Origin of the sequence: Flavobacterium sp. ASV13, from assembly GCF_000745775.1 — a bacterium.
Lineage (GTDB): Bacteria > Bacteroidota > Bacteroidia > Flavobacteriales > Flavobacteriaceae > Flavobacterium.
Window position 1 is genome coordinate 382,497 of the sequence record NZ_KN050752.1, and the last position, 12,188, is coordinate 394,684.

Genomic DNA, 12,188 nt, shown 5'->3' on the forward strand with positions numbered 1-12,188 from the left:
TTTATCGCATTTCTTTGCGCAGTTTGTTAACCATAAATTTCACAAATTGTAACAAAATCAATTTGTGAAATTCAGCGGAAAAATTTTCACAAAGTTAAGTGGTGAAATTCGTGAATTAGTGGCTGAAAAAATGGGAATTTAAAATTAAAGCCCCAAATCAATAACATAAGAAATCTTAACTGCAATATTATCTTCAAATTTCAGCAATTGATTTGGTCCATAGCGATAAAATCCCCCTAGTCCAAAACCTTTAAAAATTCGGTTTAACTCAATTCCGGATTCGAAATAACCTTTGTCTAAAGTTTTATAATCTGGACCAACATGCTGTTCAGGTTTTTCCATATTTCCCCAAGCCATTCTTGTAACCAAAACTAAAGAAGGTCGAACCTTTTTCATGATTTTAATTCGGTCAAAACCATGTTTTATTTGAAAGAATAAATATTGGCTGGAGAAAAACTCATTAAAATACATGGTTTCAAAACTGTTTCTTCCGGCAAAAGTAATACGCTGAATAACGGTTTCTTTGGTTAAATTATTTGGCATCGTATTGTACAAATGCGTAATAGGAACATCGCCCATTGCGACACCGCCTTGTAAAAGTAAGCTTGTTTTTTGTCCGTTTAGGTACTTTTTTTCATACTCTGTTTTGAAATCTATTTTACTGAATGTAAAGTCGTTTTCGAGGACATTTGGAAGCGATTGTGTGTATTGAAAAGTAAACCTCGGAAATCTTTTGTCTGATTCTGTTCTGCCAGTTGGAGTCTGCATAAATTCACTGAATGGCGCCCAAACAATTGAAACCATTGCAGTAGTCATGATGTAATTCGAGTATAATTGTCCGTTTAAATTGAAAAGATAATCGAATTTTGGCTCAACATAAGTTCTTGCTAATTCAAAAACAGCTTCAGTTTTCGGAATAATTTTGGTCTGAACATTGGCTTTCCAAGCAATATATTTGTAGAAAGTACTAATGTTGATTGGACGCGGATCATAGATTTTGAAAACACGTTTATCAACGGCAAAAACGGTACTCGCAATCTCGCGGACATCATCTGTATACGATCCGTTGATCCAAGTATTAGTGTTTTTGTCCAATAAAACGCCAGAACCTATATTGTATTTAAAAGCGCCATCTTTTGTTCCGTACGCGCCATAACCTTCAATTCTAAAGTTTTTGGAAAATCGATCGTTTGTAACGCCTCCCAGACCTAAACGAAATCCTTCATAGTTATTATAACTGATGACTTTTTTTAAATCCAAATCAATTGGCCCGATAGGAAGATAACCATTGATGATTTTTCGGCCCAAACCAAGACGTTTTTCAATTCTTTTGCTTAACGATAAACTGTCTATTAATTGATAGGTTCTTTGACCTTTAAGATCTAAAGCTTCTTTTCGGTAAGTATTCCAGAATTCTTCGGGCTTTTTATTGGCATCATCTTTAATTTCAATATAAAGCGACGGATTTTTTATCGAAGGATTTGTGTTGTAATGAATATCGAAATTATTGCTTTCAGAAATTAAATAAGTAAAATCAGAAGCTACTTTTTTTCTTCGTTCATAATTGTCTTCAACGTCACCATCAAACTGAATCGTTCCGCCCAAAATTTTAATATCATCGTCATTTTTCCCTTTGACAATTTTAAAAGTGGTATTACTCTGGAACCAGATTTTTTCCTCTGGCACATATTCAAATTCGTGTATACCGCTAATATCTAAAACGGCTTTTATACGCATTACAGCTTTTGCAACAGCAAAATTTTCCTGATCAATATATAAAACACCTTCTAGTGCATTTGTTTTTCTTTTCTTGTTTTTAAAGTAAATCATAAAGGTATTTCGACCTTTAATGGGAACTGTGTCCAAAAGTTTGTAATTATAATCAGAAAATGCGTTGTCAGCGATTGGACTTTGATGTTTGGTTTCAAACAATTCATATTTCGAATCGTAAATCGAAATAGACTGCAAGTTGAAAGCGATAATTTCATAAACAGGCTGTTTAAATCCTGCCATTTTTGTGCCTAAAATGGTTTCTTTTAATTTATTGTTTCCAAATTGATATTGCGAAACTTTCTCCGTTTGAAATAAATGCTGTTTGCTTATGATTTCTTTAAACTTATAATCCGAAGAATCAATGTTGATTTGCTTTTTATTGAAATCTTTATATGTTGCTGAAGAATCGATTCGGCCGTCGATCGAATCCGGATTTGCTGTAACAATCAGTTTGTTGTATGTTTTGTATTCAAAACTGCTGAGTTTTTTCTGCGGATTGTTTTTGTTTTTATTCGCAATAACTTTTTTTATAATTGCTAATGCTGGATTTTCATTTGAAACAACGACTTCCTTTAAATCATCTGTTTTTTGAGAAAGCGAAACGGGATAAAATTTTTTCTTCTCTACAACAGGAACTAATTTTGTCTGAAAACCAATATAGGAAACAGCAAAAGTGGTCGTTTTTGAATTGATTTTAAGTTCAAATTTCCCATCAACATCTGTAATAGTATTGTTGTTGTCTGCTGTAGTTATGGTTGCAAAAGGAAGCGGTTTATTGTGTGGATCGGTAACAATTCCGTTTATTTGAAACTGCGCCTGAATGGTAAGCGTGAAAAACAAAGTCAAAAAACAAAATAGCTTCATACAGCGTGTTATAGTTTCAAAAACGAAAAGATTTTACTTTTGGTATGCAAAAATAAGAATAAAAAAATCCGTCTGACGCTATTTTGCCAAACGGATTTTTTATTTTGTGCCAAATGTAATTACACTTTCATGATTTCAGCTTCTTTTGCAGCTAATAACTCATCAATTTTTTTAGTGAAAGCATTTGTTAAGTTTTGAACTTCTTCTTCAGCAGATTTGCAAATGTCTTCAGAAGTTCCTTCTTTTTCTAATTTTTTAATATCAGTATTTGCATCTTTACGAGAATTACGGATACCAATCTTAGCATCTTCAGCCTCAGATTTTGCTTGTTTTGCCAAATCACGACGACGCTCTTCTGTCAAAGGCGGAACGCTGATAATGATAACATCACCATTATTCATCGGGTTAAATCCGATGTTTGCAATCATAATTGCTTTTTCAATTGCTTGTAGCATATTTTTTTCAAACGGCTGCAAAGTAATTGTTCTAGCGTCAGGAACACTGATTTTTGATACTTGAGAAAGTGGTGTTGCAGCTCCGTAGTAATCAACAAAAACACCTCCAAGCATTGCCGGAGAAGCTTTTCCTGCACGAATATTTAGAAATTCTTTTTCTAAGTGTGCAATCGAACCATTCATTGATTCTTCAGTACTTTCTAATATAAAATCTATTTCTTCACTCATTTTTTTTTAGTTTTCAGTTTTCATTCTCAGTTTTCAGTTAAAGTCGTATTATGTGACTGTAAACTGTTGCTGAGGACTATATATTTACTACAGTTCCAATATTTTCGCCTGCGCAGATTTTCAAAAGGTTTCCAATTTTGTTCATATCAAAAACAACGATTGGCAATTTGTTTTCCTGGCTTAATGTAAAAGCAGTAGTATCCATTACATTTAATCCTTTTTTAAGTACGTCGTCAAATGAAATGAAATCAAATTTTACTGCTGAAGCATTTTTTTCAGGATCACAATCATAAACTCCGTCAACACGTGTTCCTTTCAGGATAACATCAGCATTGATTTCGATTCCTCTCAAAACAGCTGCAGTGTCTGTTGTAAAATATGGATTTCCGGTTCCGGCTCCAAAAATTACGATTCTGCCTTTTTCAAGATGACGATCAGCTCTTCTTTTGATGTATGGTTCTGCAATAGATTCCATTTTCAAAGCAGTTTGCAAACGAGTTTTCATTCCTTTGTCTTCAAGTGCGCCCTGCAAAGCCATTCCATTAATAACAGTTGCAAGCATTCCCATGTAATCTCCCTGCACCCTGTCCATTCCTGAGCTTGCTCCGGCAACGCCTCTAAAAATATTTCCTCCTCCAATAACAATAGCAATTTCTACTCCTTTGTCGTGAATTTGCTTGATTTCGTCAGCATATTCGCCTAATCTTTTCGGGTCAATTCCGTATTGTAAATCACCCATTAAGGCCTCGCCACTAAGTTTTAGAAGAATTCTTTTATATTTCATGTTTGTGTTGCGTTAATTTGTGCAAATATAGACATATTCTGATTTTTAGAAATAATGTTTACAAAAAAAATAATTGCGGCCTTGATTTTAAAATTATAAAGAGTTTTTACAGTTTTTTTGTATCAAATCTGATAAAAGTCATTCCTCAATCTTCAGAAATCCGTAAATTTATGCTAAGCAAAATAACTATTTATGAAAAGTATCGTAGCCAAAGCATTATTCAATAGTCACTCTTATATTGAATATCGAAAATTAGTAACCGATTTATTGTCAGAAGGAAAATCAACCGGAAACGAACAATCTGACAGTTTGACCAATTATTCGAAACTAAATGAAACCCGAATGAACCGATTGGAAAAGACGATCGTAATTTCTGAAGATACAATTTCAAAACTACAGCATTTGGATAATCATTATATCTGGCTTGTAATTTCAGAAGGCTGGTGTGGTGATGCAGCTCAGATTCTACCTATTTTAAATAAAATGGCGCTTGCATCAGATAAAAAAATCGATTTGCGAATAGTGCTTCGTGATGAAAATGATGACTTGATGAATCATTATTTGACCAACGGCGGAAGAGCAATCCCGAAAGTAATTGTGATTTGTAAAGAAGCGGGAATCGTTCGTGCAGATTGGGGACCAAGACCAAAAGGCGCGACAGAGTTGATGGCAAAACACAAAAGAGAAGTTGGGCCAATTGATGAAAAAATAAAAACCGATTTGCAATTATGGTACTTGGCTGATAAAGGAATTTCAGTTCAGGAAGAACTTCTGGAAATTATGGAAAACATCAAGTATAATCGGTTATAATGCTTTTATTTTGAAAAAATAACGGGCAAAATAATTGTTGATAACGTGTTGATAATAAACTAAATAAGATGTTAAATAAAGGCTCTAAAATTTTTATTTGGAGGAAAATTTTGTATCTTAGTAAAACTATCCCACTTCTATTATTAATTTTCTGATTTACTCTTTTTATTGGTGTTTATTTAATGTTTAACTATTAAAAAATCACTATTATGAAAAAGTTATTCGAAAGATTCTATGATTTCTTTTCAACCTTTTTATTTGGAGGGAAAAATGTGCCTCACTATTAACTCAGAGGGAATAAGTATGGAATAACTATACTTTGATTTACGAGCTTGGCACATTACTGCTTATTTGTAATGTGCTTTTTTATTACTTTAAGCTTTCTTCAAATAAAGTAATATCGATCGCATTTTTAACATCATATTCGCCAATTTTAGTACGGCGCAAAACAGTTAAATGTGATCCCGAATTCATTGCTTTTCCAAAATCATAAGCAAGTGAACGAATATAAGTTCCTTTTGAACAAACAACTCTAAAATCTATTTCAGGTAATTCAATTCTAGTAATTTCAAATTCGTGAATTGTTGTTTTTCTGCTTGCAATTTCAACAGTTTCTCCTGCTCGTGCATGTTCATATAAACGCACGCCATCTTTTTTAATAGCAGAGAAAATAGGCGGTTTTTGATCAATTTCACCTAAAAACTGTTTTACGGTTTCGTAAATTAATGTTTCGTCAATATGATCTGTTGGGAAAGTCTGATCAATTTCTGTTTCTAAATCATAAGATGGAGTAGTGGCTCCAATGAAAAATGTTCCTGTATATTCTTTGGCCTGACCTTGCAATTCAGAAATCCTTTTGGTGAATTTTCCAGTACAGATTAATAATAAGCCAGTTGCCAAAGGGTCTAAAGTTCCGGCATGACCAATTTTGAACTTTTTTGGAAGTCCGACTTTATTAATTAAAAGGTATTTTAATTTATTGACAGCTTGAAATGAACTCCATTTTAATGGTTTGTCAATCAATAAAACTTGTCCTTCTAAATATTCTTCAGGTGTCATTATATAATGGTAAGCGGGTGAATGAAAAAGTGGATCAGTAATAAAACGATACCGGCAATGATTCGGTAATAACCGAAAACTTTGAAACCGTTTTTAGTCAAAAATCCAATGAAGCTTTTAATAGCTAAAAGTGCTACAGCAAAAGCAACAATATTTCCAATAACCAACATGTTTACCTGATCATGAGATAAGTCAAATCCTGCTTTGTAATAATCGTAGCATTTTTTTGCCGTTGCGCCTAACATTGTAGGAATTGCCAGGAAAAATGAAAATTCAGCAGCTGTAGTTCTTGATAATTTTTGTGACATTCCACCCACAATACTTGCTCCGCTTCGAGAGACTCCCGGAATCATGGCAATACATTGAAATAATCCAATTTTGAAGGCTTGCAAATAAGTGATTTCTTGTGAAGTTTCGGCTGTATTTGGGCTATTGAACCATTCGTCAACTTTTAATAGAATTATTCCTCCAATCAAAAGTGAAATTGCGACTGTAACTGGGTTTTCTAATAAGCCATCAATAAAATCGCTTAATAATAATCCGAGTACAACTGCAGGGATAAATGCTACTAAAAGTTTGAAATAAAAATCAAACGTCTGAAAGAAACGTTTGAAGTATAAAATTATAACCGATAGTATCGCGCCAAGTTGAATTACAATCGTGAAAAGTTTAGTAAAATCATCATGCGCAATCCCAAAAAAAGAAGAGGCAATAATCATATGTCCTGTTGAAGAAACAGGCAAAAACTCTGTAATTCCTTCAATAATGGCAAGAACGATAGCTTGTAATGTATCCATTTATTAGATTGTTAGATTATTAGAATGTTAGACTTCTTAGATTTTTTTAGAAAAGACTAATTTAAAGATCTAAGGTGTCTAAGATGTCTAAGGAGTCTATTTAGATTTTTTGAAAATAGAATAAATAGTAATTCCAAAACCAATTAAAACAGTTGTTGGAGCTAAACGAATACGTCTAAAACTGAAAATATCTTCGTTGAAAACATTCGGGTCGTTACTTCCTCCGCCTGACATTAAAATAAATCCTAACGCAATAACTCCAATTCCAATTAATAAGATTTTGTAGTTAATGCCGTCAAAAAGAAATTCGTGGTTATCTTGTTTTCCTTCTTTAATATTGTTGTTTTTCATTTTTATATTTTGTTAAACCTTGCAAAAATTAAGGTTATTTATGTGCTATCCTAAGGGAATTCAGAGGTGTTTTAAATCTAAAATTAGTACAGATCGTCAGTTCTTAAATTCAGAAAACGTTGTGTTGCAAAATGTGTGCTTACCCATGTAATTAAAACGCCTAATCCAAAAACAGCCAATAAAACCAGTCCGATTAGTACTTTGTCCTCTAAAATTCCTAAGCCAGGGAAATTAGTTTCAACATAAATTAAAAGTGCAATTAAAGCTACGATTGCTAAGGCTGCTCCTAACATTCCTAATTTTACGCTACGCATAACAAAAGGCTTACGAATAAACGATTTTGTTGCACCAACCATTTGCATAGTTTTAATAATAAAACGATTAGAATGTATAGAAAGACGTAGTGAACTGTTTATTAATAAAACTGCAATTACAGCAAGGAATCCGCTGATAATCAAAATCCACATACTTACTTTTTTGATGTTGTCGTTTACCAGATTTATCAATTGTTTATCGTAAACAATATCTTCAATCATTGTATTTTGGCGCAGTTTGCTTTCAATTTTAGAAATACTGTCTCTTTCAACATAATCCGCTTTTAGATGTATGTCGTATGAGTTCAATAACGGATTTTCTCCCAAGAAAGTCAAGAAATCTTCTCCAATGATATCAGTATGCTCTTTTGCTGCTCTTTCTTTAGAAACATAAACAAAAGATTTTGCAAAAGGCGCTCTTTTTAAATCTGCATTGAATGCTTTGATAACGCTATCATTAGCCTCATTTTTAAAGAAAACCGTCATTGCGATTTTTTCTTTAAAATCATTAGCCAATTTTTTAGAATTAATAATGAATAATCCCAGCACTCCCAAAAGGAATAAAACCAAGAATACACTTAATACTACCGAAAAATAAGAGGAAATTAACCTGCGCTTTTGAAATTTATCAAAGTTAGAACTCATAGTATGCTTAAATTATGTGGTAAAAATAATAAAGAATTTCTTTATTTAAAGTTATTAACGAACTTTTATACTATAAATGTACAATTAGATATTGAATAAATTTGTCTTTCATCGAAAAGTGCACAAATTTTCAATAAATTTTCTAAATAAAGTGATTTAACTCCAAAGTTCGCTAAGACTTTCGAAGAGTTAGTAAAATAAAAGAGAATAGCAACAAGATTAAAAGGTTTAAAATGATTTTTAAATTTGTGTAAATCATTTAATCTTTAGCAAAAAAACGCAAAGCTTTGTATTTATATTGCTTTGCAAACTCTATAGTATTAGCATAAGTTTAAATAAAAATTGTATGATGCGTTGCGGTTCAACTCTCAAAGTTTTTTAAAGAAATTTATTTTAAAATTTCAGGTTTAGAGTTTCTTTTTGAGCAAATTCTTTAATACGTTTTTCAATTTCATAAAAAACAGAAATTGCTCTTTCACCGGCTTCGGTTAATTTTGCACCGCCACCGCCTTTTCCGCCAAGAAGTTTTTCTACTAAAGGACTTTCGGCACGTTGATTCATTTCTTCAACCAATTGCCAAGCCTGACGATACGCCATTTTCATCTCTTTTGCTGCATTGGTAATTGATCCGGTTTTCTTGATGTTTTCAAGAAGCCAAATTTTTCCAATTCCAAGAAATGCGCCTTCAGCTTCTTCAATCCAAACCCGAACTTCAATCGAATATTTTTTATCCATACTCATTTTGTTCTAATAACTTTATAAAAATAAACATTAATGCGTAAAAGTATTCGTTCTTTTTTTTCAAATATTTTATAAAAAAGAAATATTTGATACGTATTTTTAAATGCAAAAATAAGTATTTTTACGTAATTAAAAATAAGTATTTTGTTATTTTATTTGTTTGTCAAGGAAATAGCTTTGGAACAAGCCACAATAAATGTAAATTTGCGCGATAATTAATTAGTGAAAAGCTTAGAACCTTAGTAACTTAGAATCTTAGTCACTTAGAAATGAAATACAATCCAAACGAAATTGAAGCCAAATGGCAAAAATATTGGGCAGAAAATCAAACTTTTGCAGCAAAAAATAACTCTGAAAAACCGAAGCATTATGTTCTCGATATGTTTCCTTATCCGTCAGGAGCAGGATTACATGTTGGGCATCCGCTGGGTTATATAGCTTCAGATGTGTATTCTCGTTTCAAAAGACATCAAGGTTTCAATGTTTTGCACCCAATGGGTTACGACAGTTTCGGATTACCGGCTGAACAATATGCAATTCAGACAGGACAGCGTCCGGAAGATACGACTCGCGTAAATATTGACGGTGGAGTTGACAAAGAAGGAAAACAAATTGCTGGTTATAGAAAACAATTAGATAAAATCGGATTCTCATTTGATTGGGCACGTGAAGTACGTACTTCAAATCCGGATTATTACAAACATACACAATGGATTTTTATTCAATTGTTCAATTCTTGGTATTGCAGAAAACAAGGAAAAGCTTTTGAAATCTCTGAGCTTGTAAAAGTATTTGAAGGAGAAGGAAATAAATTAGTCGAAGCAGTTTGCGACGATAACGTTGCAATTTTTACTGCTGACGAATGGAATGCTTATTCTGAAGATCAAAAAGAAAAAATCTTGTTGCAATACAGAATGACGTATTTGGCAGAAACCGAAGTAAACTGGTGTCCTGGCTTAGGAACTGTTTTGGCAAATGACGAAATTGTAAACGGCGTTTCGGAACGTGGAGGTTTTCCTGTTATAAGAAAAAAAATGACACAATGGAGTATGCGAATTTCTGCTTATGCCGAACGCTTGCTTCAAGGTTTAAATGATATCGATTGGAGTGAGTCAATCAAAGAATCTCAAAGAAACTGGATCGGGAAATCGATTGGTGCTTTGATAACTTTTAATGTGAAAAGCCATGATGAAGTAATCGAGGTTTTCACTACTCGTCCTGATACTATTTTTGGAGTTACTTTTATGACTTTGGCACCAGAACATGATTTGGTTGCTAAAATTACAACTCCAGAACAAAAAGAAGCTGTTGAAGCGTATATTGAAAAAACAGCAAAACGTTCGGAGCGTGAGCGTATGGCTGATGTAAAAACCATTTCAGGAGTATTTACAGGAGCTTATGCTGAACATCCTTTTACAAAAGAAGCTATTCCGGTTTGGATTGGTGATTATGTTTTGGCAGGTTACGGAACAGGTGCTGTAATGGCGGTTCCTTGCGGAGACGAAAGAGATTACGCGTTTGCTAATTTCTTCAAAGGTCAAAACGGAATGCAGGAAATCAAAAATATCTTCGCCAATGTTGATATTTCTGAAGCCGCTTACGGATCAAAAGACAACGTTGAAATCGCAAATTCTGATTTCTTAAACGGATTAAATTATAAAAATGCAACTTACGCAGCAATTAGCGAATTGCAAAAAATAGGTCAAGGAACAGGAAAAACGAATTACCGTTTGCGTGATGCTGTTTTTTCTCGTCAGCGTTATTGGGGTGAGCCATTCCCTGTTTATTATGTGAATGGATTGCCTAAAATGATCGATACACAACATTTGCCAATTATTTTACCAGAAGTAGAGAAATATTTGCCAACTGAAGACGGTTTGCCTCCATTAGGAAACGCGGCAGTTTGGGCTTGGGATACAAAACAAAACAAAGTTGTCAATACAGATTTAGTTGACAATATTTCGGTTTTTCCTTTAGAATTAAATACAATGCCAGGTTGGGCGGGAAGTTCATGGTATTGGATGCGTTATATGGATGCACACAATGAAAATGAATTCGCAAGCAAAGAAGCTTTGGCTTACTGGGAAAATGTAGATTTATACATTGGAGGAAGCGAGCACGCAACCGGACATTTATTGTATTCTCGTTTCTGGAACAAATTCTTAAAAGACAAAGGTTTTGCTCCAACCGAAGAACCATTCAAAAAACTGATTAATCAGGGAATGATTTTAGGTACGACGGCTTATGTTTACAGATTAGAAGGAACAAATACTTTTGTATCTAAAAATAAAATTGAAGGTCAAAATGTACAGCCAATTCGCGTTGATGTCCATTTTGTTAATTCTTCGGATGAATTGAATATCGAAAAGTTCAAAGCTTGGAGAGAAGATTTCAATACAGCAGAATTTATTTTAGACGAAAACGGAAAATACATTGTAGGCCGTGAAGTAGAAAAAATGTCGAAATCATACTATAATGTGGTTACGCCAGATGATATTTGTGCAGAATACGGTGCTGATACATTGCGTTTATACGAAATGTTTTTAGGTCCGTTAGAGCAGGCAAAACCTTGGAATACGGCTGGTATTTCTGGAGTTTTTGGTTTCTTGAAAAAATTATGGAGATTGTATTTTGATGATAATGGTTTAATCGTAAACAATGACGAACCAACAAAAGACAACCTAAAATCATTGCATAAAACAATCAAAAAAGTAGCAGAAGATATCGAGAATTTCTCTTTCAATACTTCGGTTTCTCAATTTATGATTTGTGTAAATGAATTGTCTGCTCAAAATTGTCATTCAAGAGCTATTTTGGAACCATTAGCAATTTTGGTTTCGCCATACGCACCACACATTGCTGAAGAATTATGGTCACAATTAGGACATACAACTTCAATTTCTGAAGTAGCTTTCCCAATTTTTGAGGCAAGTCATTTGGTTGAAACAAATAAAGAATACCCAGTTTCTTTCAACGGAAAAATGCGTTTCACTATCGAATTGCCTTTGGATTTAACCGCAGCACAAATCGAAGAAATCGTTATGAAAGACGAAAGAACACAAAAACAATTAGACGGTAGAACACCAAATAAAGTGATTATCGTTCCTGGAAAAATCATCAACCTTGTAGGTTAATTTTAAAAATCCAATATAAAAATTCCAAATTCCAATTTTACGATTGGAGTTTGGGATTTTTTTTGTGCAGTTTTTTTCCGCCACGAATTCACGAATTTTTTTCTATTAATTCGTGAATTCGTGGCGGAAAACCTAGCGTTCTTTGCGAAAAACCTTCGCGTACTTTGCGGTTAAAAACCTGCATCAACATTGGAGTTTTGAATTTAATAATTAAATTTTTAAAAACTTTTGTA

Annotated in this window: 10 protein-coding genes; 2 read left to right on the plus strand and 8 right to left on the minus strand. The window is 33.2% G+C overall.

Annotated features, from left to right (window positions below):
- Positions 1-144 precede the first annotated feature (144 nt).
- The 3 genes from GQ47_RS22250 to pyrH form a co-directional block, all read right to left on the minus strand.
- The gene (locus tag GQ47_RS22250) at positions 145-2,637 is read right to left on the minus strand and encodes a DUF5686 family protein (protein ID WP_035653275.1); all 2,493 of its coding nucleotides are present in this window, start codon (positions 2,635-2,637) and stop codon (positions 145-147) included.
- A 119-nt stretch (positions 2,638-2,756) separates the two neighbouring features.
- On the minus strand, positions 2,757-3,320 hold the full coding sequence (gene frr, locus GQ47_RS22255) for a ribosome recycling factor (protein WP_035653278.1): 564 nt from the start codon (positions 3,318-3,320) through the stop codon (positions 2,757-2,759).
- 76 nt (positions 3,321-3,396) lie between these two features.
- Positions 3,397-4,104, minus strand: coding sequence for a UMP kinase (gene pyrH / locus GQ47_RS22260; RefSeq protein ID WP_035653280.1), 708 nt, complete (start codon positions 4,102-4,104; stop codon positions 3,397-3,399).
- 192 nt (positions 4,105-4,296) lie between these two features.
- On the opposite strand from pyrH, the gene GQ47_RS22265 reads away from it, so the two are divergent.
- Positions 4,297-4,914: a thioredoxin family protein gene (locus GQ47_RS22265; RefSeq protein WP_035653283.1), complete on the plus strand. Its 618-nt coding sequence runs from the start codon at positions 4,297-4,299 to the stop codon at positions 4,912-4,914.
- 369 nt (positions 4,915-5,283) lie between these two features.
- On the opposite strand, the gene truB is transcribed toward GQ47_RS22265, so the two are convergent.
- The 5 genes from truB to GQ47_RS22290 form a co-directional block, all read right to left on the minus strand.
- A complete protein-coding gene (gene truB / locus GQ47_RS22270; RefSeq protein ID WP_035653285.1) occupies positions 5,284-5,973 on the minus strand; it encodes a tRNA pseudouridine(55) synthase TruB in 690 nt (229 codons plus the stop codon).
- On the minus strand, positions 5,973-6,770 hold the full coding sequence (locus tag GQ47_RS22275; protein ID WP_035653287.1) for an undecaprenyl-diphosphate phosphatase: 798 nt from the start codon (positions 6,768-6,770) through the stop codon (positions 5,973-5,975). Before GQ47_RS22275 ends, truB begins: the two co-directional genes overlap by 1 nt.
- Positions 6,771-6,866: 96 nt before the next feature.
- Entirely contained in the window at positions 6,867-7,121 is a 255-nt protein-coding gene (locus tag GQ47_RS22280) for a DUF3098 domain-containing protein (RefSeq protein ID WP_035653289.1), read from the minus strand.
- 83 nt (positions 7,122-7,204) lie between these two features.
- Positions 7,205-8,080, minus strand: a complete 876-nt coding sequence (locus tag GQ47_RS22285; RefSeq protein WP_035653291.1) for a cell division protein FtsX — start codon at positions 8,078-8,080, stop codon at positions 7,205-7,207.
- Positions 8,081-8,473: 393 nt separating this feature from the next.
- The gene (locus tag GQ47_RS22290; RefSeq protein WP_238568023.1) at positions 8,474-8,815 is read right to left on the minus strand and encodes a winged helix-turn-helix domain-containing protein; all 342 of its coding nucleotides are present in this window, start codon (positions 8,813-8,815) and stop codon (positions 8,474-8,476) included.
- A gap of 275 nt (positions 8,816-9,090) precedes the next feature.
- Here GQ47_RS22290 and leuS point away from each other — a divergent pair, with 275 nt between their 5' ends.
- Positions 9,091-11,955, plus strand: a complete 2,865-nt coding sequence (gene leuS, locus GQ47_RS22295) for a leucine--tRNA ligase (protein ID WP_035653295.1) — start codon at positions 9,091-9,093, stop codon at positions 11,953-11,955.
- Positions 11,956-12,188: the final 233 nt, after the last annotated feature.

Bases quoted from the DNA above. Each gene is read 5' to 3' on its own strand.
- leuS (WP_035653295.1), top strand. From the start codon at position 9,091: ATGAAATACAATCCAAACGAAATTGAAGCCAAATGGCAAAAATATTGG.
- GQ47_RS22290 (WP_238568023.1), bottom strand. From the start codon at position 8,815: ATGGATAAAAAATATTCGATTGAAGTTCGGGTTTGGATTGAAGAAGCT.
- frr (WP_035653278.1), bottom strand. From the start codon at position 3,320: ATGAGTGAAGAAATAGATTTTATATTAGAAAGTACTGAAGAATCAATG.
- GQ47_RS22250 (WP_035653275.1), bottom strand. From the start codon at position 2,637: ATGAAGCTATTTTGTTTTTTGACTTTGTTTTTCACGCTTACCATTCAG.
- GQ47_RS22275 (WP_035653287.1), bottom strand. From the start codon at position 6,770: ATGGATACATTACAAGCTATCGTTCTTGCCATTATTGAAGGAATTACA.
- truB (WP_035653285.1), bottom strand. From the start codon at position 5,973: ATGACACCTGAAGAATATTTAGAAGGACAAGTTTTATTGATTGACAAA.
- GQ47_RS22280 (WP_035653289.1), bottom strand. From the start codon at position 7,121: ATGAAAAACAACAATATTAAAGAAGGAAAACAAGATAACCACGAATTT.
- GQ47_RS22285 (WP_035653291.1), bottom strand. From the start codon at position 8,080: ATGAGTTCTAACTTTGATAAATTTCAAAAGCGCAGGTTAATTTCCTCT.
- pyrH (WP_035653280.1), bottom strand. From the start codon at position 4,104: ATGAAATATAAAAGAATTCTTCTAAAACTTAGTGGCGAGGCCTTAATG.
- GQ47_RS22265 (WP_035653283.1), top strand. From the start codon at position 4,297: ATGAAAAGTATCGTAGCCAAAGCATTATTCAATAGTCACTCTTATATT.